The 26,363-nt window shown below is 62.7% G+C and carries 26 protein-coding genes; 10 read left to right on the plus strand and 16 right to left on the minus strand.

Annotation, left to right across the window (positions count from 1 at the left end; translation table 11 throughout):
* Positions 1-35 precede the first annotated feature (35 nt).
* The 10 genes from NO932_RS07175 to rpsF all read right to left on the minus strand — a co-directional run bounded on the left by NO932_RS07175 (position 36) and on the right by rpsF (position 9,497).
* Positions 36-767: an SDR family NAD(P)-dependent oxidoreductase gene (locus tag NO932_RS07175; protein ID WP_309210461.1), complete on the minus strand. Its 732-nt coding sequence runs from the start codon at positions 765-767 to the stop codon at positions 36-38.
* A 1-nt stretch (position 768) separates the two neighbouring features.
* Complete coding sequence (gene purF, locus NO932_RS07180; RefSeq protein ID WP_309210995.1) at positions 769-2,229, minus strand: amidophosphoribosyltransferase; 1,461 nt, start codon at positions 2,227-2,229, stop codon at positions 769-771.
* A 196-nt stretch (positions 2,230-2,425) separates the two neighbouring features.
* On the minus strand, positions 2,426-3,040 hold the full coding sequence (locus NO932_RS07185; RefSeq protein WP_309210462.1) for a CvpA family protein: 615 nt from the start codon (positions 3,038-3,040) through the stop codon (positions 2,426-2,428).
* A 177-nt stretch (positions 3,041-3,217) separates the two neighbouring features.
* Positions 3,218-4,615: a DNA repair protein RadA gene (gene radA / locus NO932_RS07190; protein WP_309210463.1), complete on the minus strand. Its 1,398-nt coding sequence runs from the start codon at positions 4,613-4,615 to the stop codon at positions 3,218-3,220.
* 6 nt (positions 4,616-4,621) lie between these two features.
* Positions 4,622-5,113: a DUF1697 domain-containing protein gene (locus NO932_RS07195; RefSeq protein ID WP_309210465.1), complete on the minus strand. Its 492-nt coding sequence runs from the start codon at positions 5,111-5,113 to the stop codon at positions 4,622-4,624.
* Positions 5,114-5,250: 137 nt separating this feature from the next.
* Complete coding sequence (gene alr / locus NO932_RS07200; protein ID WP_309210466.1) at positions 5,251-6,384, minus strand: alanine racemase; 1,134 nt, start codon at positions 6,382-6,384, stop codon at positions 5,251-5,253.
* Positions 6,385-6,458: 74 nt separating this feature from the next.
* Positions 6,459-7,949: a replicative DNA helicase gene (locus NO932_RS07205; protein WP_309210467.1), complete on the minus strand. Its 1,491-nt coding sequence runs from the start codon at positions 7,947-7,949 to the stop codon at positions 6,459-6,461.
* Between the two features lie 209 nt (positions 7,950-8,158).
* Positions 8,159-8,773, minus strand: a complete 615-nt coding sequence (gene rplI, locus NO932_RS07210; RefSeq protein ID WP_309210469.1) for a 50S ribosomal protein L9 — start codon at positions 8,771-8,773, stop codon at positions 8,159-8,161.
* An 81-nt stretch (positions 8,774-8,854) separates the two neighbouring features.
* Positions 8,855-9,109, minus strand: coding sequence for a 30S ribosomal protein S18 (gene rpsR, locus NO932_RS07215; RefSeq protein WP_375142857.1), 255 nt, complete (start codon positions 9,107-9,109; stop codon positions 8,855-8,857).
* Between the two features lie 13 nt (positions 9,110-9,122).
* Positions 9,123-9,497, minus strand: a complete 375-nt coding sequence (gene rpsF / locus NO932_RS07220) for a 30S ribosomal protein S6 (RefSeq protein WP_309210470.1) — start codon at positions 9,495-9,497, stop codon at positions 9,123-9,125.
* A 392-nt stretch (positions 9,498-9,889) separates the two neighbouring features.
* Here rpsF and fabD point away from each other — a divergent pair, with 392 nt between their 5' ends.
* The 7 genes from fabD to gmk all read left to right on the plus strand — a co-directional run bounded on the left by fabD (position 9,890) and on the right by gmk (position 16,248).
* Entirely contained in the window at positions 9,890-10,837 is a 948-nt protein-coding gene (gene fabD / locus NO932_RS07225; RefSeq protein ID WP_309210471.1) for an ACP S-malonyltransferase, read from the plus strand.
* Between the two features lie 23 nt (positions 10,838-10,860).
* Positions 10,861-11,598, plus strand: a complete 738-nt coding sequence (gene fabG / locus NO932_RS07230) for a 3-oxoacyl-[acyl-carrier-protein] reductase (RefSeq protein WP_309210473.1) — start codon at positions 10,861-10,863, stop codon at positions 11,596-11,598.
* A 223-nt stretch (positions 11,599-11,821) separates the two neighbouring features.
* Positions 11,822-12,058, plus strand: a complete 237-nt coding sequence (locus NO932_RS07235; protein WP_309161756.1) for an acyl carrier protein — start codon at positions 11,822-11,824, stop codon at positions 12,056-12,058.
* A 24-nt stretch (positions 12,059-12,082) separates the two neighbouring features.
* Positions 12,083-13,345 carry a beta-ketoacyl-ACP synthase II gene (gene fabF / locus NO932_RS07240; RefSeq protein WP_309210996.1) on the plus strand — a complete coding sequence of 421 codons (1,263 nt, stop codon included), beginning with the start codon at positions 12,083-12,085 and terminating at the stop codon, positions 13,343-13,345.
* 147 nt (positions 13,346-13,492) lie between these two features.
* A complete protein-coding gene (gene mltG, locus NO932_RS07245; protein WP_309161755.1) occupies positions 13,493-14,662 on the plus strand; it encodes an endolytic transglycosylase MltG in 1,170 nt (389 codons plus the stop codon).
* Positions 14,663-14,666: 4 nt separating this feature from the next.
* A complete protein-coding gene (locus NO932_RS07250; RefSeq protein ID WP_309210475.1) occupies positions 14,667-15,560 on the plus strand; it encodes a YicC/YloC family endoribonuclease in 894 nt (297 codons plus the stop codon).
* Between the two features lie 43 nt (positions 15,561-15,603).
* The gene (gene gmk, locus NO932_RS07255; RefSeq protein ID WP_309161753.1) at positions 15,604-16,248 is read left to right on the plus strand and encodes a guanylate kinase; all 645 of its coding nucleotides are present in this window, start codon (positions 15,604-15,606) and stop codon (positions 16,246-16,248) included.
* Here gmk and rsmA read toward each other — a convergent pair.
* The 6 genes from rsmA to NO932_RS07285 all read right to left on the minus strand — a co-directional run bounded on the left by rsmA (position 16,245) and on the right by NO932_RS07285 (position 23,605).
* Positions 16,245-17,093 carry a 16S rRNA (adenine(1518)-N(6)/adenine(1519)-N(6))-dimethyltransferase RsmA gene (gene rsmA, locus NO932_RS07260; RefSeq protein WP_309210478.1) on the minus strand — a complete coding sequence of 283 codons (849 nt, stop codon included), beginning with the start codon at positions 17,091-17,093 and terminating at the stop codon, positions 16,245-16,247. The two genes, gmk and rsmA, sit on opposite strands and share 4 nt — an antisense overlap.
* Positions 17,090-18,076, minus strand: coding sequence for a 4-hydroxythreonine-4-phosphate dehydrogenase PdxA (gene pdxA / locus NO932_RS07265; protein WP_309210479.1), 987 nt, complete (start codon positions 18,074-18,076; stop codon positions 17,090-17,092). The genes rsmA and pdxA overlap by 4 nt, the downstream gene beginning before the upstream one ends.
* An 11-nt stretch (positions 18,077-18,087) precedes the next feature.
* The gene (locus NO932_RS07270) at positions 18,088-19,008 is read right to left on the minus strand and encodes a SurA N-terminal domain-containing protein (RefSeq protein ID WP_309161749.1); all 921 of its coding nucleotides are present in this window, start codon (positions 19,006-19,008) and stop codon (positions 18,088-18,090) included.
* 141 nt (positions 19,009-19,149) lie between these two features.
* Complete coding sequence (locus NO932_RS07275; RefSeq protein ID WP_309210480.1) at positions 19,150-21,450, minus strand: LPS assembly protein LptD; 2,301 nt, start codon at positions 21,448-21,450, stop codon at positions 19,150-19,152.
* Positions 21,450-22,529 (minus strand): LptF/LptG family permease, encoded by a 1,080-nt coding sequence (locus NO932_RS07280; protein ID WP_309210481.1) that lies wholly within the window; start codon positions 22,527-22,529, stop codon positions 21,450-21,452. Before NO932_RS07280 ends, NO932_RS07275 begins: the two co-directional genes overlap by 1 nt.
* On the minus strand, positions 22,526-23,605 hold the full coding sequence (locus NO932_RS07285) for an LptF/LptG family permease (RefSeq protein ID WP_309210482.1): 1,080 nt from the start codon (positions 23,603-23,605) through the stop codon (positions 22,526-22,528). Before NO932_RS07285 ends, NO932_RS07280 begins: the two co-directional genes overlap by 4 nt.
* Before the next feature lie 187 nt (positions 23,606-23,792).
* Here NO932_RS07285 and NO932_RS07290 point away from each other — a divergent pair, with 187 nt between their 5' ends.
* From NO932_RS07290 to NO932_RS07300, 3 genes are read left to right on the plus strand one after another with little or no spacing between them, the layout of a single operon-like run.
* Entirely contained in the window at positions 23,793-25,283 is a 1,491-nt protein-coding gene (locus NO932_RS07290; protein ID WP_309210483.1) for a leucyl aminopeptidase, read from the plus strand.
* A 12-nt stretch (positions 25,284-25,295) separates the two neighbouring features.
* Positions 25,296-25,745 carry a DNA polymerase III subunit chi gene (locus tag NO932_RS07295; protein WP_309210484.1) on the plus strand — a complete coding sequence of 150 codons (450 nt, stop codon included), beginning with the start codon at positions 25,296-25,298 and terminating at the stop codon, positions 25,743-25,745.
* On the plus strand, positions 25,745-26,362 hold the full coding sequence (locus NO932_RS07300; RefSeq protein ID WP_309161742.1) for a YitT family protein: 618 nt from the start codon (positions 25,745-25,747) through the stop codon (positions 26,360-26,362). Before NO932_RS07295 ends, NO932_RS07300 begins: the two co-directional genes overlap by 1 nt.
* Position 26,363 lies beyond the last annotated feature (1 nt).

A 26,363-nucleotide genomic window follows, 5' to 3' on the forward strand; every position in this document is an offset into this window, starting at 1 on the left:
AACTGCCGGGCTTTGTCCAGGGCGCTTTGGTCTATCTAGAGCGGCTCCTCGCCCCTCAGTACATCCACTCGCATGCCGGTCCTGTCATATGCCGGCGAAACCAGATCGACGATCCTGGGCGCAACCTCATCGGGCGTCGGCAGCGTCAGCGGGTCCTCGCCGGGCATGGCTTTCGCCCGCATGGCGGTGCGGACCTGGCCGGGATAGAAGACGTTGACCTTGACTTCGGTGATGGCCATCTCGCCGGCATAGGCCTTGACCATGGCGTCGAGCGCGGCCTTCGAGGCGGCATAGAGGCCCCAATAGGGCTTGGCCGAAAGCGCCGCGCCCGAGGAGATGAACACGGCGCGGCCGGCATCGGATTGGCGCAGCAGAAGGTCGAGCGAGCGGATCAGCCGGTAGTTGGCGCCGACATTGACGCCGAACACATTAGCGAAATCCTTGGGCTGGATGTGGGCGAGGGGGCTGAGTGTCCCCAAGGCCCCGGCATTGCCAATCAGCCCGTCGAGCTGGCCCCAGCGCTCGAAGATGGCGGCTCCCAGGCGGTCGATGGCTTCCCCGTCAGTCAGATCCATGGGCACCAGCGTCGTCGCGGAGCCCAGTGCCTGAATCTCGTCGTCCAGATCTTCAAGACCCCCCACCGTTCGTGCCACGGCGATGATGTGGGCGCCGCGGGCGGCGGCGTTCTTGGCGGCAGCATAACCCAGCCCCCGCGAAGCGCCGGTGACCAGCACGACGCGGCCGGCGAGGTCCTTGTTGTCGGTCATTCTATACGGCTTCCCTCAGCATCGAGACCTGCTTGGGGTCGTTCTTGTCGCGACCGTCCAGATCGGTGAGCGGCGTGGGGTAGTCCCCCGTGAAGTAGTGATCGGTGAACTGCGGCGCCTGCGCGTTGCGCTTTTCCCCGCCTACCGCGAGATACAGCCCGTCGATCGACAGGAACTGAAGCGAATCCGCGCCGATATAGCGGCACATGTCTTCAAGCGTCGCATACTGGTTGGCCAGCAGCTTTTCAGGATCGGGCGTATCGATGCCGTAATAGTCCGAATGATAGATCATCGGACTGGCGACCCGGATGTGGACTTCCTTGGCGCCGGCGTCGCGGATCATCTGCACGATCTTGAGCGAAGTCGTCCCGCGCACGATGGAATCGTCGACCAGCACCACGCGCTTGCCCTCGATCACCGCGCGGTTGGCCGAATGCTTGAGCTTGACGCCCAGCGCGCGGATGGACTGGGTCGGCTCGATAAACGTGCGGCCCACGTAATGGTTGCGGATGATGCCGTATTCGAACGGAATGCCCGATTGCTGGGCATAACCGAGCGCGGCCGGCGTGCCCCCATCGGGGACGGGCACGATCACGTCGGCTTCGATCGGCGCTTCCTTGGCGAGATTGACGCCCATCGCCTTGCGCGCCGCATAGACCGAGCGGCCCGCAACCACGGAGTCGGGACGGGCGAAATAGACATATTCGAAAAGGCAAACCCGCTCGTGGCGCGCCTTGAACGGCTTGAAACTGTCGATGGTGATCGAGCCGTCCTTCTGAATCTCGCAAACGATCACTTCGCCGTTTTCGACGTCGCGAACGAATTTGGCGCCGATGATGTCGAGCGCGCAGGTTTCGGACGCAAAAATCGGCTTGCCATCGAGTTCCCCTAGCACCAGGGGGCGGATGCCATTGGGGTCCCGCGCGCCGATGAGCTTGGTGCGTGTCATGGCCACCATGGCATATGCGCCCTCGATGGCGCCGAGCGCATCGATGAAGCGGTCCGCAGAGCCCGAGCGCTGCGAGCGGGCGATCAGATGCAAAACGACCTCGGTGTCCGAGGTCGATTGGCAGATGGCCCCTTGAGCGATCAATCGTTTGCGCAGCGACAACCCGTTGGTGAGATTGCCGTTATGCGCGATGGCGATGCCGCCGACCTCGAGCTCGGCAAAAAGCGGCTGCACGTTGCGCAGCACGGTTTCGCCGGTGGTTGAATAGCGCACATGCCCCATGGCAATGTTGCCGGGCAGGCGGCCCAGGGTAGCGGCGTCGGTGAAGTGATCGCCCACCAGCCCCAGATGGCGCTCAGAACTGAAGCGCTTGCCGTCGAAGGTGACGATACCGGCCGCTTCCTGTCCGCGGTGCTGGAGGGCGTGCAGGCCTAGCGCAGTCAGAGCCGCAGCATCACCATGGCCCAAAATGCCGAACACGCCGCACTCCTCGCGCAGCGTGTCCCCATCCATATCCAGCGCCAATCCCGAAAGATGATCGCCTGTCGTCGCGTGGAGCGTGCTCAAATTAATCCACCATGATTGCGAAGACTAAGGAGCGGTTCGAAATAACGGGTTCTCGCCCGGTTCGGAAAAACCGCTCGTTCACCGGGGGCTTACGCTCCCGGCGTGGTCAAGTCAACACGACCGCAGGCCGCGTGCGGCGATATCACACTCCGTTGATCGTCGAAGGCGGTGCGGGCGTCGCCTGCTCGGGTGCCGGTTGCAGTTCGGTACTCTCTTCGTCGATGACCGGATCTTCGATCGGGCCGCCGCCCTGGAGCAGGTCATTGACCTGTTCCTCGAGATTTTCCGGCAACAGCGAGATAAGGCCCTCGCCCAGCGAGCGCAAGGTCGGCAACGATTGGGCTTCGCCATACCACTGCAAATTGGGCGGGTTGGGACCGATCAGCCAGTCGGCGAAGATCACGACCACTACGGCGATCAGAATGCCGCGCAACGCGCCGAAGACGAAGCCCAGGGTCCGGTCGAGCGGCCCGAGTTTGCTGTCGGTGATGAAGTCGCCGATTTTCATGGTGAGGAGATGCAGCACGATCAACGCCACGATGAAGCTGACCACCACCGTTGCGATATTGGCCCATAGCGGATCGGCAACGAATTCCTGCGCGATCTGTGGCTGATAGAAGAACATATAGGCGGCGAAGGCTGCTGCGCCGGCCCATGTGACCAGGGAAAGCACTTCGCGGGTCAATCCGCGCGCCGTCGCCAGTAGTGCGGAAATCAGAACGAGGATTCCGACGGCGATGTCGAAAGCGGTCAGCATGAGAATGGTTCTCCAGCAAGCCCTTTTAGAGTGCGATCAGGAAAAGTTGCAGACTTTTCCGGTTCGGTCGCACGACCGATCAATGACTTAGAGCGCTCACTCCGATTCCATCGGAGTGATCAAGCTCTAAGGCTCGTTTAGCCGCTAAATGTGTCAAAGCCAAGCGATTGCTTGGGATTAGGCCGTTTCACCCACAGGTTGCGCCGTGCCGCCGGCGGCGATCCGACCCACCAGTTCGGCGAGGGCTGAGAACTCGTTGAGCGCGACGCCATCGGTGCGGTCAGCCGCATTGAGCTTTGCGGTATGGACCGATCCGAACCCCAGCTTGGCGGCTTCTCGCACCCGCAGATTGGCGTGCACCACCGGCCTTACGCTGCCCGAAAGGCTCACCTCGCCAAAATAGACGGCGTCAGCGGGAAGCGGAGAGTTGGTGAGCGAGGAGATAAGCGCGGCGGCTACGGCCAGATCGGCAGCCGGTTCGTTGACTTTGAGGCCGCCAGCGACGTTGAGATAGATGTCGTTGGCACCAATCCGCACTCCGCAGCGGGTTTCGAGCACGGCGAGCACCATCGAGAGCCGCGAGGAATCCCATCCTACGACGGCCCGGCGCGGCGTGCCGAGCGGGGAGGGGGCGACAAGGGCCTGGATTTCCACCAGTACCGGCCGCGTGCCTTCCACGCCGGCGAACACCGCCGAGCCGGCAGCGCCGGAATCGCGCTGGTCGAGGAACAGGGCAGAGGGGTTGGGCACCTCCCGCAGCCCCGAACCGACCATCTCGAACACGCCGATTTCGTCGGTGGCGCCATAGCGGTTCTTGACCCCGCGCAGGATGCGGTAGGTCAGCGACGTATCGCCCTCGAAATAAAGCACTGCATCGACCATGTGCTCGACCACGCGCGGCCCGGCGATCTGCCCGTCCTTGGTGACGTGCCCCACCAGCACCACGGCCGAGCCCGATTTCTTGGCAAAGCGTGTCAGCGCCTGGGCGCTGGTGCGCACCTGCGTCACCGTTCCTGGCGCGCTGTCGATGCGCTCGGTCCAGCAGGTCTGGATGGAGTCGATGATGACCAGATCGGGCGCCTTGCCTTTTTCGATGGTGGCGAGGATCGTTTCGACATGGGTTTCGCTGGCCAGTTCCACCGGCGCATCGGCGACACCTAGCCTCGTCGCACGCAAGCGGACCTGGGCGATGGCTTCTTCGCCCGAGATGTAGATCACCCGCTTGCCCTGCCGCGCCAGGGCTGCCGCCGCCTGCAGCAACAGGGTGGATTTGCCGATTCCCGGATCCCCGCCCACGAGAATGGCCGATCCCATGACGAAGCCGCCGCCCAGCACGCGATCGAGTTCACTGTTCCTGGTAACGATGCGGATGGCGTCTTCGCTCTCGCCAGAAAGCGGAACCAGTTCTACGGGGCGGCCCGATGACACCGCGGCTTTTGGACCAGCGCCCACGCCCGAGGATGCGATTTCCTCGACAATCGAGTTCCATTCCCCGCATGCTTCGCAGCGTCCGGCCCAGCGCGGCGTGACATTGCCGCAGGACTGGCAGACGTAGGTGGATTTGAGCTTGGCCAAGCCGCTTTATTCCCTGCTTTTGCGTTCTCGTTCAGTAGCGCGCCGCGCCAGATTCTGCAGCGTGTTCCAATTGCGCGCAGTGGCCGGGCCGGACCGCTTCTCGATAATCCCCGGCAATCGCTGCGATTGACCTTCGGTATCGCCATGGTCGACGATCAGGTGATTGCCCTCGATGTGGATTGGTTCGGAACCATCATAGTCTTTGACCCAACCGAAATCGGGACGTGCGCGCGCCATGAAATAGATGCCGACCTGCCCGGGACGCTCGGTCGCCGCGTCGGGAAAGGGATTGGATTTGACCAGTCTCCGCAAGGTCGCCGGTTTGCGCACGAACACCTTGTTGCCATCGCCGAGCCCGCAGCGCTTCACCACGGCATCCATACGTGCGGTCACCTCATGCAACGTACCGCCAGCCTCTACGATCATGTTTCCCGTGGCGACGTACGTTTCAGGTTCCAGGAAGCCTGCATCCTCGCTCGCGCCGCGCCAATCGGCCATGGACATCACCTTGTGCGTTGCCGGTCCGATGGCCCGCAGCAACACGACATATACGCCCATGACCAGCTCGCCTCCGGATCGTTCGCCGCAAAGCTAGCTCAACTCGGCTGCGACGTAAAGAACAAACAAGGAACAAATTAGTCGAGATCAACGCCGTCCGGGGCATTGACGTAGGAACGTGGGAAGCGGCCGTTGAGCGTGGTGAGAACTTCGTATCCGATGGTGCGGGCAGCGTCGGCTATATCGTCGATGCTGATGTTGGGCCCCAGAATCTCCACTGAATCGCCCGGCTGCACCAGCCCCTCGACGTCGGTGATGTCGATCGCCGTCATGTCCATCGAAACGCGCCCGAGCACCGGCACGATCGTGCCGTTGACGGCCACGCGGCCACCGATCTGCCCGCCGATCCCCGACAGCGAGCGGAAATATCCATCCGCATAACCAAGGGCCATGATGGCGATCCGCGTATCCCGGCGTAGCCGGTACGCCGCGCCATAGCCAACGGTTTCCCCGATCCGTGCCTCTTTGATCTGCAGAATAGGGACATGCATCGAGATCACCGGCGCCATGGGGTTGGGGCGTCCGTTGATGGCCCGTCCGCCATACATGGCGATACCGGGGCGCACGAGATGATAATGGTAATCCTTGGATGTCATCACCGCCGCCGAGTTGGCGATCGAAGCGGGAATGTCGGGGAAGGTGTTCAATAGGCCCTGAAATAGCCCGTTCTGCTTGCGGGTCATCTCATGGCTGGGCTGATCGGCGCAGGCGAAGTGGCTCATGATCATTTGCGGCTCGAAACCGGACTGGTCCAGCTCGCGCTTGACCAATTCGGCTTCCTTGATGCGGAAGCCGACGCGATTGAAGCCCGTATCGAAATGCAGCGCGGCCGGGACGGCCTTGCCGCGATTGAGGCAGAAATCGAGCCATTCGGTCAATTGGCTCATCGAGGCAAGCACCGGCATCAGGCCATGAGCGGCATAGTCCGCCGCCGCGCGGGGAACGAGCCCGTCGAGCACGAAGATGAAGGCATCCGGCACCGCCTGGCGCAGCATTACCCCTTCGTCCGGTGTCGCAACGAAGAAGAACCGGGCGCCTGCCTTGTAGAGCGCGCGGCCGACCACCTTCGCGCCGGTGCCATAGGCGTCAGCTTTGAGGACCGCGCCGGTCAGCGACTTGCCCGATACCGTATCGAGCGCCTTCCAGTTGCGAACGATCGCTTCGAGGTCGATGGTAATCCCGCCACCGAGGATTGTCGTTGAGCTGGTCATATCCGTCCGCCGATTCCCCTTCGCGTCCTTGAGCTAGCGCGGATTTATGTCTCGCGGCAAGGCGTGGGGACTTCCTATTCCATGCGGGTCGGAAGATAGTCCTCGCGTGCCAGATCCGAGAAGCGGGTGAGGTTGGCCTGGAACTGGAGCTGCACGGTGCCCGTGGGGCCGTGGCGCTGCTTGGCGATGATCACTTCGGCCTTGCCATGCACCTTTTCCATCTCGGCCTGCCATTCGAGATGTTCCTGCGTGCCCTGCTTGGGCTCCTTGTTGCCCAGATAGTATTCGTCACGATAGACGAACAGCACCACGTCGGCGTCCTGCTCGATCGAGCCTGATTCGCGAAGGTCGGCGAGTTGCGGACGTTTGTCTTCACGGTTTTCCACCTGACGGGAGAGCTGGGAAAGCGCGATGATGGGAACCTCGAGTTCCTTGGCCAGCGCCTTGAGGCCGGTGGTGATTTCCGTCAGCTCTTGTACGCGGTTTTCACCTGCCTTTTTGGAGCCGGAAAGAAGCTGGAGGTAGTCGACGATCAGCAGGTCCAGTCCCTTCTGGCGCTTCAATCGCCGGGCGCGGGCTGCGAGCTGGGCGATGGAAATGCCGCCCGTGTCATCGATATAGAGAGGCACTTGCGCCATGATGTTCGATGTATCGACCAGTTTGGTGTACTGGCTCTCGTGGATATTGCCGCGCCGGATGTCGGAAGAGGAGATCTCGGCTTGTTCGGCAAGAACACGCGTAGCGAGCTGCTCGGCGCTCATTTCGAGCGAGAAAAAGCCGACCACGCCGCCATTGACGGTCTTCATGTGGCCGTCCGGCATGGGTTCCGCCTTATAGGCCTTGGCGACCGAAAATGCGATATTGGTGGCCAGCGATGTCTTGCCCATGGCGGGACGGGCGGCGAGGATGATCAAGTCCGAGCGCTGCAGCCCGCCCATGAGGCGGTCGAGATCGGTCAGCCCCGTTGCGGTGCCGGAAAGCGAGCCATCGCGGCTGTAAGCCTCGCCCGCCATGTTGATCGCTTCGGCAAGCGCCTGGTTGAAGCCCTGGAAACCGCCGTCGTAGCGGCCTTTTTCGGCCAGATCGAACAGTGACTTTTCAGCTTCTTCGATCTGCTTTTGCGCCGAGGTGTCGACATCGGCACTATAGGCGCGGTCGTTCATTTCCTCGGAGATGAGGATGATGTTGCGCCGGATGGCGAGGTCGTAGATCGCCTGCCCGTAGTCGCTGGCGTTGAGCACCGTCGTCGCCTCTGCCGCCAGGCGCGCCAGGTATTGCGCCATGGTGACGCCCTCGAGGAGGTCGTCCGGCAGGTAGGTTTTGGCCGTAACCGGCGTCGCGGTCTTGCCGGCGCGGATGATCTTGCCGCAGACCTCATAAATCTCGCGGTGGATCGGCTCGTAAAAGTGGATCGGCTCGAGAAAGTCCGAGACGCGATAGAACGCTTCGTTGTTGACCAGAATCGCGCCCAGCAGGGCCTGCTCCGCCTCGATGTTGTGCGGGGCCGTTTTGTACTGGGGCTCGGAATCGGAGGGGACAGGCGTCAGCCGCCTCACAGCTTCCATGACGATCTCGTGAACTGGGGTAGGGGTCCTTCTTACCCCACATGAGACACGGTGCAACGGTGTTTTTGCATTTCCGTCCCCTCCCGCCTCTCATTCACAGCCCCGAAATACATGGTGGCTAATTGCGGGGAAAACTTTGCCCTGTCTCGACAAAGAGAAAGGGCCGAGCCCAAAGGCCCGGCCCTTCTGATTCTGCCCAGGGAAAACGCTTACGCGTCGGCCTGGCGCTCTTCTTCGGTAGCGGATTCGGCAGCTTCGCCCTGCTGGGAAGCTTCGTATTCCTCGTCGTCCATATCGGCGAGAGAGACGAATTCTTCTTCCTCGTCGTTATAGTCCTTGCGGGCCAGATCCTCGCCATTGGCCTGGCGCTCGGCTTCGTCGGCCGAGCGAGCCACATTGACGGTGATGCTCACGGCAACTTCGGCGTGCAGGTTGAGTGCAACCGAGTGCAGACCCACGGTCTTGATCGGCGCGCCCAGGTCCACCTGGTTGCGTTCGACCTTTTCGCCGTCGGCGACGAGCGCGTCCGCGATGTCGCGGGCCGAGACCGAGCCGTAGAGCTGGCCGGTTTCACCAGCCTGACGCACCATGACGATGGTCTTGCCGTCGAGGTCGGAAGCGATCTTTTCCGCGTCCGAACGGCGCTCGGCGTTGCGGGCTTCGATCACCTGGCGCTCGGCTTCGAACTTGGAGCGGTTGGCGTCCGAGGCGCGAAGCGCCTTGCCCTGCGGCAGCAGGAAGTTGCGGGCGAACCCGTCTTTAACGGTGACTTCGTCGCCGATGGTGCCCAGACGGCCCACGCGCTCGAGAAGGATGACTTTCATTTCATTTCTCCAATGCTGTCCCGCTCATGGCGAGCGGTTAGAAAGCCGGGACCATTCCCGGCCTCCAACGACCCCGAGGGGTTATTTCACCGCGTAGGGCAGAAGGCCCAGGAAGCGGGCGCGCTTGATGGCGCGGGCGAGCTCGCGCTGCTTCTTGGCCGAAACGGCGGTGATGCGCGAAGGAACGATCTTGCCGCGCTCGGAAACATAGCGCTGCAGCAGGCGGACATCCTTGTAGTCGATGACCGGTGCATTGGCGCCCGAGAACGGACAGGTCTTGCGGCGGCGCTGAAAGGGGCGGCGGGCCTGCGAAGTGGTAAGGTCACGAATAGCCATATCTTATCACTCCTTAGAAACGACGCGGGCCACGGGGACGGTCGCCACCGGGGCGGTCGTCGCGGTCACGCTTCTGCATCATCACCGACGGACCTTCTTCATGCTTGTCCACGCGGATGGTCATGAAGCGGAGCACGTCTTCGTTGATGCGCATCTGGCGCTCCATCTCGGCAACGGCGGCAGCCGGAGCTTCGATGTTCATAAGCGTGTAGTGCGCCTTGCGGTTCTTGTTGATGCGGTAAGAGAGCGACTTGACGCCCCAGTACTCGCTGTTGGCAACCCTGCCGCCGTTTTCGGCGAGCAGGTCGGTATAGGTCTTGGTCAGGTCTTCGACCTGCTGCGCGGAGACGTCCTGCCGCGACAGAAAGATGTGTTCGTAAAGGGGCATAAAGTGCCTTTCTTGAGAACTTGCTTCAGATAGCATCGCCGGCGCGGAGCCTCTTTGCAGCCAATGGAAAGGCGACAAAGGTTCTACTAAAGAGCGGGAACACGGGAGGCCGGATCATCCATCTACCGATCCATTGTTCTTGGCGAACAGGCGCAAGGAACAACCCTCCGTTCAGCCCCCGGCCAAACGAATGCAGCGCGTCTCTATAGCGGAATGGCTTCGATTGCAAGGTTTATCCTGGGCCTCGGACGCCGGCACCTCGAGGCAACGATGAAGGACGCTGAGGACGCTTCGCACAGAAATAACGCCACCCGTACGCTGCTCGCCTTGACTTGGCCCGGTTTTGCGGGCACCTCGCCGGCCAATTCAAACCAACATGCGCGAGAGGAACCATGACCAAACCGGCATTTACCTTTCCCGGGCAGGGCAGTCAGGCCGTCGGTATGGGCCGGGACCTTGCCGCCGCTTTTCCCGAGGCGCGCGCTGTCTTCGAGGAGGTCGACAGCGCGCTGGGCGCAGGGCTTTCGAAGATCATGTTCGAAGGTCCCGACGACGCGCTGCGTCTCACGGAAAATGCCCAGCCGGCCTTGATGGCTGCCTCGATCGCCGTGATCCGGGTGCTCGAAGCCAGGGGCGTTTCCGTTGCCGAAGAGGCCAGCTACGTCGCCGGTCACTCCCTGGGCGAATATTCCGCACTCTGCGCCGCCGGCACCTTCTCTTTGGCGGATACGGCGCGGCTGCTCCAGATTCGCGGGCGCGCCATGCAGCAGGCCGTGCCCGTCGGGCAGGGGGCGATGGCTGCGATTCTCGGGCTTGAGATGGATGCGGTCAAGGAAATTGCCGCGACTGCGGCCCAGGGTGCGGTTTGCGATGTCGCCAATGACAATTCGCCCGGCCAGGTGGTGATTTCCGGCGAGGTTGCAGCGATCGAACGCGCCATGGAACTGGCCAAGGAGCGAGGCGCCAAACGAGCGCTGCCGCTGCCGGTCAGCGCGCCGTTTCACTGCGCGCTCATGGCGCCGGCCGCTGAAGCCATGCAGACCGCGCTGGCCGAGGTCGAGATGAAAGCCCCGGTTGTTCCTCTCGTTTCCAACGTGCTGGCCGCACCCATCACCGACTCGGACGAAATCCGTCGGCGTCTGGTGGAACAGGTGACCGGCATGGTGCGCTGGACGGAGTCGGTTTCCTGGCTCACCGGCGCTGGTGGCGTTACCGAGCTTTACGAACTCGGGACCGGTAAGGTACTGACGGGGCTGGCCAAGCGCATCGACAAGGATGTCTCGGCACAGTCCGTCGGAACGGCCGACGATATCGAAGCCTTTCTCGCCGCGCGCGGCTGAGCACGATCAAAGGAGAGCGGACGATGTTCGATCTTTCGGGAAAACGCGCACTGGTAACCGGCGCAAGCGGCGGCATCGGATCGGCCATTGCCAAGGCGCTCGCCACTCAGGGTGCTGAAGTTGCGTTGAGCGGCACGCGCGTGGGCGCGCTCGAGGATGTGGCCAAGGACATCATCGGCAAGAATCACATCCTGCCGTGCAACCTCGCCGACCCCGATTCGGTCGAACGCCTGGTGCCCCAGGCCGAGGAGGCGATGGGCGGTATCGATATCCTCGTCAACAATGCCGGCATGACCCGCGACAATCTCTTCATGCGCATGAAGGACGAGGAGTGGGACGATGTTCTCTCGATCAATCTGACCGCGCCGTTCCGCCTCACCCGCGCCGCCGTCAAGGGCATGATGAAGCGCCGTTTCGGCCGCATCATCTCGATCACCTCGGTCGTGGGCGTCGTTGGCAATCCGGGGCAGGGCAACTATGCCGCCTCCAAGGCGGGGCTGGCCGGCATGTCGAAGGCGCTTGCCTATGAGGTTGCGAGCCGGGGCGTTACCGTCAATACCATCGCTCCGGGCTTTATCGCCTCGGCAATGACCGACGAGCTCAACGACAAGCAGCAGGAAACCATTCTCGCCAAGGTGCCGACCGGTCGTCTCGGGACCGCAGAGGAAGTTGCGGCATGCGCTGTATTCCTTGCCAGCGAAGGGGCTGCGTACATCACCGGCCACACCCTCAATGTCAACGGCGGCATGGTGATGATCTGACCGCCGAAAGGGCTTGCGTCCGATTGCGTTGACGATATGGTCATCCTCGAGAAAGTGTGATAGTTGCGCCGGCACGTTGTGGCCGGGAGCTTGAAACGAAGGCGATTGAAAGCCCCGGAAATTCCCGCCGCTGCGCAATAAGGGAGCCAATAGGCAATTCCATCCTGCCCAGGGGCAGAGCGTTAAACAACGAACTCTTTAAGTCTGCAAAAAGGAAGACACTATGAGCGACATCGAAGATCGCGTCCGTAAGATCGTCGTGGAGCACCTGAACGTCGAAGCCGACAAGGTCACCGAAAAGGCCAGCTTCATGGATGATCTGGGAGCGGATTCGCTCGATCAGGTCGAACTCGTGATGGCCTTCGAAGAAGAATTCGGCGTGGAAATCCCCGACGACGCCGCTGAGTCGATCCAGACCTTCGGTGACGCCGTCGCCTTCCTCTCCAAGGCCACTGCGTAACCACCGATCGGTTCGCACATGGAAATGCGTCGCGTCGTCGTCACCGGTCTCGGAATCGTCAGTCCTCTGGGCGTCGGTCACGAGACTGTCTGGTCCAATATTCTTGCGTCCAAGAGCGGCGCGCAACGCGTTACCGATTTCGAGGTCGGCGATCTGGCTTGCCAGATCGCCTGCCGCATTCCGCTGGGCGATACCGCCGAGGGCAAGTTCAATCCCGATGATTGGATGGAACCCAAGGAACAGCGCAAGGTCGATCCGTTCATCGTCTTTGCCATGGCTGCCTCGACCCAGGCGCTCCAGGATGCCGGCTACAAGGCGGAAACGCTCGAGCAGCAGGAACGCACCGGCGTTCTGATCGGTTCGGGCATTGGCGGCATCGGCGGCATCTACGATGCCTCCATCACGCTGGCCGAAAAAGGCCCGCGCCGCATCAGCCCCTTCTTCATTCCCGGGCGTCTGATCAATCTCGCGTCCGGTTACGTCTCTATCGAACACGGGCTCAAGGGCCCCAATCATTCGGTGGTGACGGCTTGCTCGACCGGGGCGCACGCCATTGGCGATGCCGCACGGCTTATCATGCTCGGCGATGCCGACGTGATGGTTGCCGGCGGGGCCGAATCGCCGGTCAATCGCCTCTCCCTGGCCGGATTTGCCGCCTGCCGTGCGCTGTCCACCGGCTTCAACGACGCCCCGGAAAAAGCCTCTCGTCCTTATGACAAGGACCGCGACGGGTTCGTCATGGGCGAAGGCGCTGGTGTCGTGGTGCTCGAGGAATATGAGCACGCCAAGGCACGTGGCGCCAAGATCTATGGCGAAGTGATCGGCTATGGGCTTTCGGGTGATGCCCATCACATCACCGCTCCCGCCGATGACGGCAATGGCGGTTTCCGCTCCATGTCGGCGGCCATCAAGCGCGCCGGCATCCAGCCATCCGACATCGACTACATCAATGCCCATGGCACATCCACGCCCTTGGGCGATGAAATCGAGCTGGGCGCGGTGACACGCCTGTTGGGCGATGCGACCTCGGACGTGGTGATGAGCTCGACCAAATCGGCGGTCGGTCATCTGCTTGGTGCCGCCGGCGCGGTGGAGGCGATCTTCTCGCTGCTAGCCATGCGTGACAGCGTTGCCCCGCCCACCATCAACCTCGACAACCCCTCCGTCGAGACGGTGATAAACCTCGCTCCGCACAAGCCGGTGCAAAAGGAAATCAACGTTGCGCTGTCCAACTCCTTCGGCTTTGGCGGCACGAACGCGTCTCTCATATTCCGCAAGGTGGCATAGGGGCTGGCTGCGGCCCTTTTGGCTCTTGTTTTTGCCGGATTTCTTGCACCATATGGCCGTGTGACATCAGGGATTCCCCGCTCACGCGACAATTCCACAAGATGACGGGCAGCTCAGCCCGCGACCTACGGGACGGAAATCGACCGCATGGCCGAACGCAAGAAAAAAAACCGCCGCCGTTCCCAGAACGGGTTCTTCGAAGCCCTGAATGGGTTGCTCACCCTGGTTCTTCTCGCTCTGCTTGGCGTCGCCGGCGTTGCCGTCTACGGTGCCACGGTGTTCAATGCGGACGGGCCGATCAACGAGGACCGCAGCTTCGTTGTCGAGCCGGGCAACGTTCTGGCCACGGTTGCCCAGCGGCTCGAGGAGCAGGGGTTCATCTCCAACGCCGATGTCTTCAACTACGGATCGCGCCTCTTGCGCCGCGGCGACGATCTGCGCGCCGGCGAATTCAACATCGCGGCCAATTCCTCGATGTTCGATATCATCCGCGAGTTGACGGAGGGAACGCCCATCCAGCACCAGGTTGTGGTGCCCGAGGGCTTCACGTCATGGCAAGTGGTCGAGCGCGTCAACGCCGATCCTGACTTGACCGGCAATATCGAAGTTCTTCCGCCCGAGGGTAGCCTGCTTCCAGGAGCCTATTCCTATCAGCGCGGAGATACGCGCCAATCGATCATCGATTCGATGACTACCGCGATGGACGAAGCGTTGGCCGAGATTTGGGAAGGGCGTGACCCGGACCTGCCGATCGAAACCCCGGCCGAACTGGTAACCCTCGCCTCGATCGTGGAACGTGAAACCGGGCTTGCAGAGGAACGCCCGCGCGTGGCCGGCGTCTTCGTCAACCGGCTGAATGTTGGCATGCGGCTGCAGTCCGATCCCACCATCATTTACGGCATCACCCTCGGCCAGGGCTCGCTTGGACGCGGTCTGCGCCGCTCCGAGATCGAGCAGGTGACGCCATACAACACCTATCAGATCGATGGACTTCCCCCCGGACCCATCGCCAATCCGGGGATCGAGTCACTGCGCGCTGTCGCCAATCCCGAAGAGCATGATTATCTCTACTTCGTCGCTGCCGGTGCCGTGCCGACCGACGGGCACGTCTTCGCGGAAAACTATTCGGACCATCAGGTGAACGTCGCCGCCTATCGCGAGATCGAGCGGGCCGCTGCTGAAGCTGCGGCCGAGGCGGAAGCGCAGGCGGCCATGGACGAGATCGCCGCCGAGGAAGCCGCCGAAGCCGGCGACGAAACCGCCGAGGATGAGGCTGCGCCCGAAGAGGGCGAAACCGTGCCCACCGAAGGGCAGTAGTTCGGTGAGTGAGCCGCTCGCCAGCATGACCGGCTTTGGGCGCGCGAGCGCGCAAAGCGACAACTACCTCATTCTCGTCGAGATCAAATCGGTCAATGGCCGGGGCCTTGACGTCCGTTCGCGCCTTACCCCCGGTTTCGACGTGCTTGAGGCCGACATACGGCGGCTGATCTCGGAACGCGTGGCGCGGGGCTCCGTCTCGGTTTTCCTCAACGTCCAACGCCTCGCCGCCGAGGACGAACTGGTCGTCAACGAGCGCGCCCTGAACCGCGTCCTTACGGTCATCGAATCGCTGAGCAAGCGGCTTGATGCCCGCAAACCCTCGATCGAGACCATCCTGGCGCTCAAGGGCGTGATGGAAGCCAAAGAGCCCGAACTCGGGCCGGACGAAGAGGCGCGGTTGCATGCAGCCATCCTCGATTGCGTTCGGGCCGCCGTCGGCATGCTCTCCGATGCACGTTGCGCCGAAGGGGAGCGCATCGGGGCCATTCTCGCCCAACGTATCGAGGAAATCTCCACCCTCGCCGATGCCGCCCGCGCGCATCCGGCCCGCTCGCGCGAAGCCATTCTGGCCCGCCTGCGCGAGCAGATCGCCGCATTGACCGATGCCGACAACAGCCTGAGCGAAGACCGCCTGCACCAGGAAGCGGCGCTGCTCGCGACCAAGGCCGATATAGCCGAAGAACTCGATCGCTTCACGGCTCACGTCACCGCGGCCCGCGAATTGTTGCGCAAGGGCGGCCCGGTGGGGCGCAAGCTCGATTTCCTGAGCCAGGAATTCAACCGCGAAGCCAATACGCTGTGCTCCAAGAGCAATGATGTGAGCCTGACCGCCATCGGTCTTGACCTCAAGGCGGCGATCGATCAGTTACGAGAGCAGGTTCAAAACCTCGAATAGTCGGCGTAGCCGTCATAAGCCGGGCAGGGCAGGGACACGATCAATGATGGATTTTACGCGACGCGGCGTCATGCTGGTCATCGCTTCGCCGTCGGGGGCTGGGAAATCCTCGATCTCGCGAGCCCTGTTCGCCCAGGATCCCAACATCCGCCTTTCGGTCTCGGTGACGACCCGCGCGCGCCGCACTGACGAAATCGACGGAACGCACTATCACTTCATCGATGTCCCGACCTTCGAGAAGATGCGCGACAATGACGATCTGCTCGAATGGGCCGAAGTGCACGGCAACTACTACGGCACGCCCCGTTCCAAGGTCGAGGAGCGCCTTTCGACCGGCAAGGACATCCTCTTCGACATCGACTACCAGGGCACGCTCCAGCTCTATGAGAAATGCCGTGGCGATATGGTCACCGTCTTCATCCTGCCGCCCTCGATCGCAGAGCTGCGCGCGCGGCTGGAGCGGAGGGCACAGGATAGCATCGGCACCATCGAGAAGCGCTTGCGCAATGCGCGCATCGAGATGGAGCACTATTCGGAATACGACTACGTGCTGGTCAATGAGGATCTGGAGCAGTCCGTCCAGATGGTGCGCTCAATTCTCGCCAGCGCCCGCCTGCATCGTTCGCGCCAGACGACCCTCGACAGTTTCGTTCAGGAGCTCAAGGGCCAGATAGACGCCCTCGCCTAGAGCGTGCGCAACCGCGCCACTTCCCGAGCCAGCGTCACATAGGTAGCGACAGGCAAATTCTCCGCCCGCTCGTCGCCCTGGAGATCCGCCGCCGCGAAGAGGGCCTCGAGCGGCACCGACAACCCCTTAAGACTCTGCCGGATCATCTTCCGGCGCTGGCCGAAAGCGTGGCGTGTCACTTCCTCCAGCGCCCGCACGGGCACATCGGCTTCCACGGCCTTCGGTGTCAGATGCACCACCGACGAGGTCACCTTCGGCGGTGGGGTGAACGCGTTGCGGTCGAGGTTCATGGCGATCCGTGCCTCCGCTCGCCAGCCTGCGAGAACCCCGAGCCGCCCATAGGCCTTGTCCCCCGGATGCGCCACGATGCGCTCGGCCACCTCGCGCTGAAACATCAGAGTAAGGCTCTCGAACCACGCCGGCCACGGTTCCGCCGACAACCAGCCGGTCAGCAGCGGCGTGGCGATGTTGTAGGGCAGGTTGGCGACGATCTTGGTTCGGCCATCGGCCAGCGCACGGTAGTCGATCTCGAGCGCATCGGCAGACACCACTTCGAGGCGTCCCGGATAAGCCGAAGATATCTGCGCCAGCGCCGGCAGCGTCCGCTCGTCCCGTTCGATGGCGATCACCCGCCTGGCTCCGGCAGCCAGCAATGCCCGCGTCAGCCCGCCTGGGCCGGGCCCGACCTCGATCACCGTGACATCGGCAAGCTCGCCCGCGCTGCGGGCGATCCGCGCCGTGAGGTTGAGATCGAGCAGAAAATTCTGGCCCAGCTCCTTTTTCGCGCGCAGCCCATGTTCCGCGATCACCTCGCGCAGCGGAGGCAGGTCATCGATCTGGCTCATGAAATGGCGTCCGCCAGCCGGATTGCCGCCAGCATCGAATTGGCCGAGGCGCGGCCCGTGCCGGCCAGCGAAAACGCGGTGCCGTGATCGGGCGAGGTGCGCACAATCGGCAGGCCGAGCGTGACGTTCACCCCGGCATCGAACGCGATCGTCTTTATGGGGATCAGCGCCTGATCGTGATACATGGCCACGACACAATCGTAATTGCGCCAGTGCGGGGGGTAAAAAAGCGTATCGGCCGAAAGCGGACCGAAAACGTCGATGCCCTCGGTGCGAAGCTTGGCCAGAGCCGGCACGATGATATCGAGCTCCTCGCTTCCGATCCGTCCCTCTTCCCCGGCGTGAGGATTGAGGCCGGCAACCCCGATCCGCGGCGCGGCAATCCCGAAGCGGCTTGCAAGGTCACGCGCGATCACGCGGATCGTTGCCGTTATCAACTCGGGCGTGATCTGGCCTGGCACATCGGCCAACGGGATATGAATGGTCAGCGGCACCGCGCGCAGATCGTCATGGGCCAGCATCATCACCGGCAGCGGTATTTCGCCATCCTCGGCGCAAAGAGCTGCCAGAAACTCGGTATGGCCGGGATATTCGAACCCAGCGCCATAGAGCGCGGCCTTGTGGATGGGCGCAGTCACCAGCCCTCGGAAAACGCCCGCCTGGATCGCCTCGACCGCCTGCGCGATAGCGCTCACCACCACCGGCGCGGTGTTGGGATCGGGCACCCCCGGCGTATCGGCAACGTCGCCCTCGATGGTAATCACGGGAAGCGCGCGCTCATATGTCTCCTCTGCCGCTTCGGGCGCCACCGTCGCCACGTCCAGGTCCAGGCCCAATCGAGCGGCTCGGGCGGCGAGGAACTCGGCATGCCCGTAAACGGCAAAGACCGGCAGCCCGAGGGACTGCCGGTCGGCATAAAGCCTGAGGATCAAATCGGGGCCAATGCCCGCCGGCTCGCCCATGGTCAATGCAAGCGGCGGCACTGCCCTGCCTCCTAGCGGCGGATGATGGTCGCCTGGGAGCGAAGCTGGGCGAGATATTCCTCGGCCTGTGCCTGCAGCTCGTCGGCGCCGGCTTCCTGGCGCAGATCGTCGGTGAGGAAGGCGAGGTCTTCGGCCTGGGCCTTCTCGCAGATCGCCAGCATGGAAACGCCACCCGCCACGACGCGGGGGGTGCTGATCTGGCCAACCGTCAGCCCGGCCAATTCATTGGCGACAGCTTCAGGCAACTGCGTGGCATGACGACGGCCGAGATCGCGAACCGCCGCGTCGGTGAACTGAATGGCGAGATCGACTGCGGTATCGCACCCCGAATAGCGGCTGCGGTACTGGTTTGCCTCGGCCGTGCGGCGCGATGCGGAAACGCCCGAGCCCTCGGGAATGACGAACAGCACTTCCTTGAGGATATAGTCGAAGCTCAGGGCAGGCGTCACTTGCTGGGCGGCTTGGGTTTCAAGCTCGAGCTCGGAAATCTGCACGCGGGAGCGCAGCACCTGCTGCACCACCTGCTGCCAGGCCAGTGTCGCGCGAAGCCGGTCGCGCAGGGTTTCGGGGTTGACCCCGTTCTGGGTCAGAAGGTTGGTGAGGTTGGAAGCGCTCGAACGCATATTGGTCGCAACGTTCGCGAACGCCGAATCCACCTGAGCGTCGGAAATCGTGACCCCGATGCGCTGGGCTTCGTTCAGCCGGAGCTGGTCGTCGATCAGCTGCTCGGTGGCGAGCTGAATGCGGTTGGAATTGCTCGAGCCCTGGCCTTCGATGCGCAACAGGTTGGCGCGGTCGTTGATCTGCTGATCGGTGATGGAGCTGCCGTTGACGGTGACCCTTACGCTCTGGGCCTGAACGGCGAACGCCATCAATGCCAACCCAACGGCCAGACAGATGCCGGCGGTTCTCAAAACGAGCCATTCTCTCATGGTATTCCGCTCCCTAAAGCGCTTTTGGTCTCGTCCTCTAGCACAAATACGGCCAAATTCGGCAGAGGTGGCATGGTTTGGGTCCCGTGCCTATCACGTTTCCCTCACCTTGGCACGGCCCTTTCGAGGACCTGAGCCACCTTAAAACTCGGTGAAGGAATATCCCAGGTCGAGCACATTCTGGTTCTGAGGACCGCTCAGGCTGAAGTTTACGCCGATGCGAAGGTCGTCGGCGGTGTCGTGGGTCGGCCCGGTGGCTCGGGCCTGAATGCCATAGGCAAGGAAGTTGTCGTCGTACCGGAGGCCGGCCGTCGTCTCGAGCCACTGGCTGGTCGCCAGATCCCACGCGATGCCAACATTGGCCGTCCAATAATCGGCAAGCGGGATTCGGGTGCCCACGGAAATTTCGTGCAGGTCCTGGGTCGTGCCCAGAACGGGATTTTCGGCGATATAGACATAGTTGGCCGAAAGCCCGATGTCATGAAATTCACCGGCCGCAGAGATCTGGCCGCGAGGGATATCGCCGGTCTCAGGGTCGATCTGGGCCTTTGCTCCCGCGCGCAGAACGCCATAGCCCGCCTGCACGCCGGCTACGATATAGGATGCGTCGGCGTTCATGCCCGAGCCCACCCCGGCCGTGCTGCCATCGGTGACGTTGAAGGCATTGGTCCCGGCCAGGTGGAAGGACTGTCCGGCCAGCCCGCCGATCCACGCTCCATTGTCGAAACTCGTCTGGAACTGGCCGCCCACGTTCGCCCTCAGGCCGGTCTCCTGGCGATCGGCGCCCGAGAAGCGGTTGAAGCTGAAGAGGTTGGAATCTTCGAACACGAAGCTCTGCGCGTCATTGTTGATGATGCCGGGAACGGCAGGGCCTTCGCGATAGACGAGCTGTGCTATGGGCTCGATCACATGGCTTGCGCCCGTGGTCCGGGCCAGGAGAGGGTAGCGCACATCCAGCGCGGCGATGGGCGTGGCTGAGAACAGGGATTGGGCTTCAGGTGCGCCATCGAGATCGCTGGCGCCATCGTAATTGGCTCCGTCCGCGCGAAGCCCCAAATAGGGTGAAACCGCCAGCCCGCCCGGCACGATATATTGGTTGGTCCACGCGGCCTGCACCATGGCATGGACGGATTGGCCTTCGTAGCCGCGAACATATCGGTTGCCGCTATACGAGCCTGAAAGATGATCGGCCTGCCGCGTCAATCCCAGCAGTTTTCCCGAAAGCTCGATCCGTCCGGCGTCTTCGGCCAATTCGACGATTCGCTCATAGACTGCGTTGGGATGCGTCAGCGCCTGCCGGTCCAAGAGCCTTTGGTACGCGTCCCAATCAGCAGCATCATCGAACGGCACGAACTGCTGGATGCGGATATCCCCGTAGCTGTCATTGTCCAGATAGGTGGCATAGACCTGCTGCGTGGTGCGCGACTGATTGTAGTAATCGTCGAGATAGGCGGGATCGGTGAAAGCCGTATACGACCAGCCCAGTGTCCACTCGTCGGTTGGCGTGAACTGCCCTGTGGTCTGCATGGCGCCACGGAAATTTCGATCGGCCAGCCCGTCATAGACGCCGGGATTGCCTTGATAAACGCCAGCCGTCCACACCCTGTAGGAGACGTCGCCCACCGTCTGCCGCCAGTCGAGCTCCACACCGCCACCCTGGTTGGTGTAGATGTTTGGCGTCACCGCGAGCGTGCCGTTGGCGATGCGATAGCGGAAGAAGGGCAGGGAGATGCCCACCCCGTAGTCCTCGTCGAATGAGAGAACCGGAAAGTCTATCTCTTCGTCCGACGGCATCGTCAGCCACGGCAGCCAGAGCACCGAGACGCCCAAAAGCTGCAGCGAGGGCTGTTCGAAATGGATAATGCGCTCGGCCTCGTCGGTGACGATGCGGGCCGCCTTGACCGACCAGCCGATGCGGTTGCCGTTCTCGTCGATGCAGGTGCCGCAGGGCCTGTAGGTCCCGTCGACATAGACGCGCTCCACGCCCTCATGGAAATTGGTTTCGGCGGCGGTGAACTGACTGCCATCGGGAAAGGCGACGGTAAGGGCGCGCAGGAAGCCTTCGCGGAAGCCGTCTTCGAGATCGACGCGATCGGCCACGTACTCGACCCCATCGGGATCGACGATGGCGACATTGCCCACAAGCTCCACGCGGCCAGTGGTTTGATAATAAATTGCCCGGTCGGCGGTAGCGCGGAAGCCTTCGAAGCTGATGCCGACATTGCCTTGGGCAACCACGGTATCATTGCGGGAATTGAAGACCATGGTGTCGGCCGCAACGGCCATGTCGCCGCCCGAACCGGAAGGAACTTGCGAAAAGAAATCGGCTGGAATGATTTGCTGTGCCGACGCTGCCGGCGCAAACGCCAGCCCCGCAGCCAGAGCGCATGCGATAAGTGCGCCGTGCCGCACGATATTTTTCCCCTTGGGTGGTTTGACCATCAAACGCGCCCGTCTTCTCTACGCAGGATCACGGTCAATCCGATGACAATGGCGGTGAGCGCTGGACCCCACGCCGCTGCAATCGGGTTGAGAACGCCTGCCGAGCCAGCCCGGTCAGCCATCTCCGTGATTACAAAAACCACCAGCCCGAGGACGATGCCATAGACGATGGTCCACCCATAATGCCCTGCTCTTCGATAACCGGCGGTAAAGGCAAACGCAATCAGCAAAGAACCGACAAGAACGAAAGGAATGGCATTGAGTTTATGGAATCGCGTTTCCGCCGCGGCCAGCGCGAAAGGATCGGCGATTCCGACCCCAAGCGCCTCGCGCAGGTCGAACCAGCTCATGTCCTCGGCCGTGCCCAGCTTGAGACTGAGTTCGGACGGGGTGGCGATGGTTGCCAGCGTCATCTCGGAAAAGGGACGGGGAGGGCTGTCGACATCGAGAACCACCCCATCGCGAATGTGCCAGGCGCCCGGCTCCAGCGTGGCGTTCTGGGCATGTATGCGTGTGCCCGTGCCGCCCTCAGGCAGGTAGCGCAGGATGGTGATGTCCCGCAATTCGGTCCCCCCGCGCAGCACGCTGCGCGCGTAGAGCATGTAATCGCCGTCGGTGCCGGTCTGGTTGAACCACGTCTCGCGATTCTGCACGCCATAGGCCCGGCCCCAGCCGATCTGGGCAGCGTCGAGCTGCTGATAGACCCGGATCGCAAAGCTGTCGACGACGGTGGTGACCACAACGCCGGAAATAAGGATCATCAGGATCGGCCATCGCATCGCCGACCAGATCGAGCGTCCCGATGCGCTGATGATCACCATCTCGCGGTGCGAATGAAGGTCGATCAATCCCACGATCGCGCCGATCAGTACCGTGACCGGCAGGCCGAGAAGGCTCCATCGCAGGGCGCTCAGGAAAGCAAGGCCGGTGGACGTCCACGGGCCGGCGATCTCGGCTGTCTGATTGAAGCGCCCGGTATCGAGAAATTCGACCAGCAGAATGATGCCGAAGAAAATCCCGACCACCAGCCCGATACGGGCCGCCAGCCGCACGCATATGACGCGACCGACCCTGTTCATGGCGCCAGCCTCCATCGCGGCAGGATGAAGGCACGCCGGCTGCGGACCCAAAGCAGCACGAGCGCTCCGGCCAGAATGAGCGTTGGAGCGATGTACTGCCGGGCGCCGCCGCCCGAAAAGGCGCCGATAGCCTGCTCGGCAAAGGCGATCAGCAAAATGACGAGCTCGACGGGTATCCGCCGCCGGCCGCGCCCGCCATCGGGATAGGCGCAGAGGGCGGCGGCGAGCGCACAGATGGCCAGCGCGCGCAGCGTATCGGCAAGCCGGGCGTGAACGATCCTCATGGCCCGCTCGCCTTCGTCTCCAGCCGCTACGGCCATGAGCAGCGAGATGCTGTCGGTCTGGTCGAGCCCCTGTGTCGCCGACGCCGCATCGAGCAGGCTCGCAAGGCTGATATGGTATTGTGAAAACTGGATCTGGCTCAGGCCGGACTGGCCGGCGCTTTCATATTGAATGGCGCCGTTGTTGAGGATGAGCTGGTAACCGGTCTCGTCCTGAAACACCGAAGCGGTTTCAGCGAAATAGGTGCGGCGGGTCTCGTTTGTCGTATCATCGAAAAAGAAGTCGACAAGCGTGCCGTCGCGCTCTCGGGCCGCGATCGAAAACACCAGCCCCTCTTCGACTTCCGTGAACCGTCCCGGCACAAGGGCGCGCCCGACGATGTCGGCGGCGATCTGAGCGGACCAATCGGCGGAAATCCGCCGTGCATTGGGCTCGATCCAATTGGCCACCAATGTCACGGCAGCCGCGCCGACAAGCGTGAACGAAACAATGGCTTGCCACAAGGATCCGGTCCGCTGCGCGGCATGGATGGTGTGCAGTTCCCGCGACGATTGGAGCGCCCGCAGCCCGCGTACCAGCCCGATGGCGAAGCAGACATAGAGAATCGAGCGCGCGAAGGTGGGCGTGGTAAGGGCGCTCTGGCCCATGAGCGTGAGAAAATTCTGCCCCTGGGCCGAAACCAGGTCGAACAGGCGCAAAAGCTGCATGAGCCAGATCAGCGCGCCGCCCGCCGCAAAGATGGTGAGCGCCTGCGCGAAAAATTGGCTCTGCAGGTAACGCGACAGCCTGTCCATGGAATCCTTTGCCGGTCGGTGCGTTGGTCTTCTAGCCTGTTCATCCGCCGGGCAAAAGCGCACGAGAGCAACACGCGGCGTGCAAACATCTCCTTCGCGCATTGACGCGGCGCTGGCGGGCGATAATGCTCAGCGGCGTGCTGCCGGCGAATCCGCCGGATGGTGCTTCTCTTGCCCAGGTTCTTCCATGCCCGAATTCCTTTCCATCAGCCTTTCCGAACAACCGCCGCAGACAGCGCAAGCTCTCGTTTTCTACGCCGATGAAAGCGGGCCATTGGGGCCGGTTGGAGGCGCAATCTGGGCGCGGACAGGGCTCGATTTCGCGAGGATCGCCAAAGCCACCGGTTTTTCCGGCCGGCCGGGGCATATGATCGATATCGCCGCGCCTGCCGGGCTCGACTGCGAACGCCTCGTCGTGCTCGGGCGCGGCGAAGATGGCCAGGCACAAACCGAAGCGGCCTGGGCCGACCGCGGTGGATCGCTTTTCGCCAAGCTCGATGGCGCCAGGATTCGCGATGCGGCCGTCATTCTGGACGAGCCCGGTATCGCGCCCCGGCAGGTCGCCGCTCTCGCCGCCGGCGCCACGCTCCGCTCATACCGCTTCGACAAATACATCAAGCGCGGCAATGGCCGCGTCCATGACCGGCTCTCGCTCACCATTGCCGCCGGCGCGCCCAAGGATATCGGGGCAGAGCTGGATCAGGCGCTTGCCGTGGCCACCGGAACCATTCTCGCCCGCGATCTCGTCAACGAACCAGCCAACCTTCTGGGCCCCGAGGAGATGGCGCAAGTCGCGCAGGGCCTTTCGGAAATCGGGGTTTCCGTCGAAGTCCTGACCGAAAAGGAAATGCAAAAGCTCGGCATGGGAGCGTTGCTGGCTGTCGGCCGGGGCTCGGTCCGCCCACCCCGGCTGGTGGTCATGCAGTGGAACGGCGGCAAAAAGCAGCAGGACCCGGTGGCCTTTGTCGGCAAGGGCATTGTTTTCGACACCGGCGGCATTTCCATCAAGGGCGCCGCGTCGATGGAAAATATGAAGGGCGACATGGCCGGCGCCGCCGCAATTATCGGCGTCATGCAAGCCCTTGCCAGCCGAAAGGCAAAGGTCAACGCGATCGGCATCCTCGCACTCGCCGAGAACATGCCCGACGGCAATGCCTTCCGCCCGGGCGACATCATCACCGCGATGTCGGGCGAAACGATCGAGATCATCTCGACCGACGCCGAAGGCCGGCTGGTCCTTGCCGATGCCCTCTGGTACTGCCGCGAAAGATTCAAGCCCCAGGCCATGGTGGACATCGCAACCCTCACTGGCGCTATCCTCGTCGCGCTCGGCAACGACTATGCCGGGGTTTTCACCAACACCGACTCCCTTGCCGCGGGTTTGCAGCAGGCCGGCCTCGCCACCGGCGAAAAAGTCTGGCATCTGCCCATCGGCCACGCTTACGACAAGCTCATCGAAAGCCGGTTCGCCGACATCAAGAACCAGGGTGGCCGCAATGGCGGAGCGTCCATCGCCGCCCAGTTCCTTTCCCATTTCGTCGGCGACGTGCCCTGGGCCCATGTGGATATCGCCGGCACGGGCTTTGGCGTTCCGTCCTCGGAAACCAACTCCTCCTGGGGCACCGGCTTCGGGGTGGCGCTTTTCGACAGGTTCGTCCGAGACAATTATGAAGGGTAGGCAGGAACCGCAATGACCGACCTCTTGTTCTACCACCTCGAAACCCGTCCGCTGGAATCGGTGCTGCCCGCGCTGCTCGAAAAAACGCTCGATCGCGGCTGGCGCGCGGTGGTGGAAGTCGGAAGCGGCGAGCGCCTCGAAGCGCTCGACAGTGCGCTCTGGACCTATACCGACGACGGTTTCCTCCCGCACGGCATCGCGCGGGGGAACGAGCATGACGCCGATCAGCCCGTGATCCTGACGGCAGGCGACGAAAACCCGAACCACGCGGCGATCCGCTTTTTTGTCGATCGCGCCACCCCGCGCGAGCTCCATGGCTATGAGCGGCTGGTCTATATCTTCAACGGCCACGACCCGGACGCCGTGACCGAAGCGCGAGACGTCTGGCGCAATCTCCGATCAACCTACGATCTTACCTACTGGCAGCAGGACGCCGGCGGGCGGTGGAGCAAGAAGGCCTGATGGACGCCCCGTTCGACACCAAGGTCCGCCACACTCCGCTCGAGGATATCCTTGCCATCCTGCTCGGCACCTTGTTCGTGGGCCTTGGCGTCACGTTCTACTCCGAAGCCCAGATCACCACGGGCAGCACGGCGGGATTGGCGCTTCTGGTGCAATACGCCACCGGCCTGCCGTTCGGCGCCGTGTTTTTCGTGGTCAACCTGCCGTTCTACATCCTGGCGTTCCTGCGCATGGGCTGGCGGTTTACGCTCAAGACCTTCATCGCCGTCGGCCTGGTTTCGATCTATCCGGCACTCATGCCCGGCTGGCTCAATATCGGAGGCATCGATCCGCTCTTTGCCGCCATTGCCGGCGGCGCCATGATGGGCATGGGCATTCTGGCCCTGTTCCGCCACCGCGCCAGCCTGGGCGGGGTCAACATCCTGGCGCTCTATCTCCAGGACAATCACAATATTCCCGCCGGCTATGTGCAGTTGGGCATCGATTTCCTGATCCTGGTCGCCGCCCTGTTCATCCTGCCTCTGGACCGCGTCGCGCTCTCGCTGGTCGGGGCGGCGTTCATGAGCCTCGTGATCATTCTCAACCACAAGCCCGGCCGCTATATGGGGGTGAGTTAGA

The sequence above is a fragment of the Pelagibacterium sp. 26DY04 genome (genome assembly GCF_031202305.1).
Lineage (GTDB): Bacteria > Pseudomonadota > Alphaproteobacteria > Rhizobiales > Devosiaceae > Pelagibacterium.

What these genes read in the sequence shown, in the direction of transcription:
- NO932_RS07300 (WP_309161742.1), top strand. Translation starts at nt 25,745, where the DNA reads ATGGACGCCCCGTTCGACACCAAGGTCCGCCACACTCCGCTCGAGGAT.
- rplI (WP_309210469.1), bottom strand. Translation starts at nt 8,773, where the DNA reads ATGAAAGTCATCCTTCTCGAGCGCGTGGGCCGTCTGGGCACCATCGGC.
- mltG (WP_309161755.1), top strand. Translation starts at nt 13,493, where the DNA reads ATGGCCGAACGCAAGAAAAAAAACCGCCGCCGTTCCCAGAACGGGTTC.
- rpsF (WP_309210470.1), bottom strand. Translation starts at nt 9,497, where the DNA reads ATGCCCCTTTACGAACACATCTTTCTGTCGCGGCAGGACGTCTCCGCG.
- alr (WP_309210466.1), bottom strand. Translation starts at nt 6,384, where the DNA reads ATGACCAGCTCAACGACAATCCTCGGTGGCGGGATTACCATCGACCTC.
- gmk (WP_309161753.1), top strand. Translation starts at nt 15,604, where the DNA reads ATGATGGATTTTACGCGACGCGGCGTCATGCTGGTCATCGCTTCGCCG.
- NO932_RS07175 (WP_309210461.1), bottom strand. Translation starts at nt 767, where the DNA reads ATGACCGACAACAAGGACCTCGCCGGCCGCGTCGTGCTGGTCACCGGC.
- fabG (WP_309210473.1), top strand. Translation starts at nt 10,861, where the DNA reads ATGTTCGATCTTTCGGGAAAACGCGCACTGGTAACCGGCGCAAGCGGC.
- fabF (WP_309210996.1), top strand. Translation starts at nt 12,083, where the DNA reads ATGCGTCGCGTCGTCGTCACCGGTCTCGGAATCGTCAGTCCTCTGGGC.
- NO932_RS07285 (WP_309210482.1), bottom strand. Translation starts at nt 23,605, where the DNA reads ATGGACAGGCTGTCGCGTTACCTGCAGAGCCAATTTTTCGCGCAGGCG.
- NO932_RS07295 (WP_309210484.1), top strand. Translation starts at nt 25,296, where the DNA reads ATGACCGACCTCTTGTTCTACCACCTCGAAACCCGTCCGCTGGAATCG.
- NO932_RS07280 (WP_309210481.1), bottom strand. Translation starts at nt 22,529, where the DNA reads ATGAACAGGGTCGGTCGCGTCATATGCGTGCGGCTGGCGGCCCGTATC.
- NO932_RS07270 (WP_309161749.1), bottom strand. Translation starts at nt 19,008, where the DNA reads ATGAGAGAATGGCTCGTTTTGAGAACCGCCGGCATCTGTCTGGCCGTT.
- NO932_RS07235 (WP_309161756.1), top strand. Translation starts at nt 11,822, where the DNA reads ATGAGCGACATCGAAGATCGCGTCCGTAAGATCGTCGTGGAGCACCTG.
- NO932_RS07290 (WP_309210483.1), top strand. Translation starts at nt 23,793, where the DNA reads ATGCCCGAATTCCTTTCCATCAGCCTTTCCGAACAACCGCCGCAGACA.
- NO932_RS07185 (WP_309210462.1), bottom strand. Translation starts at nt 3,040, where the DNA reads ATGCTGACCGCTTTCGACATCGCCGTCGGAATCCTCGTTCTGATTTCC.
- fabD (WP_309210471.1), top strand. Translation starts at nt 9,890, where the DNA reads ATGACCAAACCGGCATTTACCTTTCCCGGGCAGGGCAGTCAGGCCGTC.
- NO932_RS07205 (WP_309210467.1), bottom strand. Translation starts at nt 7,949, where the DNA reads ATGGAAGCTGTGAGGCGGCTGACGCCTGTCCCCTCCGATTCCGAGCCC.
- NO932_RS07275 (WP_309210480.1), bottom strand. Translation starts at nt 21,450, where the DNA reads ATGGTCAAACCACCCAAGGGGAAAAATATCGTGCGGCACGGCGCACTT.
- NO932_RS07195 (WP_309210465.1), bottom strand. Translation starts at nt 5,113, where the DNA reads ATGGCCGATTGGCGCGGCGCGAGCGAGGATGCAGGCTTCCTGGAACCT.
- purF (WP_309210995.1), bottom strand. Translation starts at nt 2,229, where the DNA reads ATGGATGGGGACACGCTGCGCGAGGAGTGCGGCGTGTTCGGCATTTTG.
- rsmA (WP_309210478.1), bottom strand. Translation starts at nt 17,093, where the DNA reads ATGAGCCAGATCGATGACCTGCCTCCGCTGCGCGAGGTGATCGCGGAA.
- rpsR (WP_375142857.1), bottom strand. Translation starts at nt 9,109, where the DNA reads ATGGCTATTCGTGACCTTACCACTTCGCAGGCCCGCCGCCCCTTTCAG.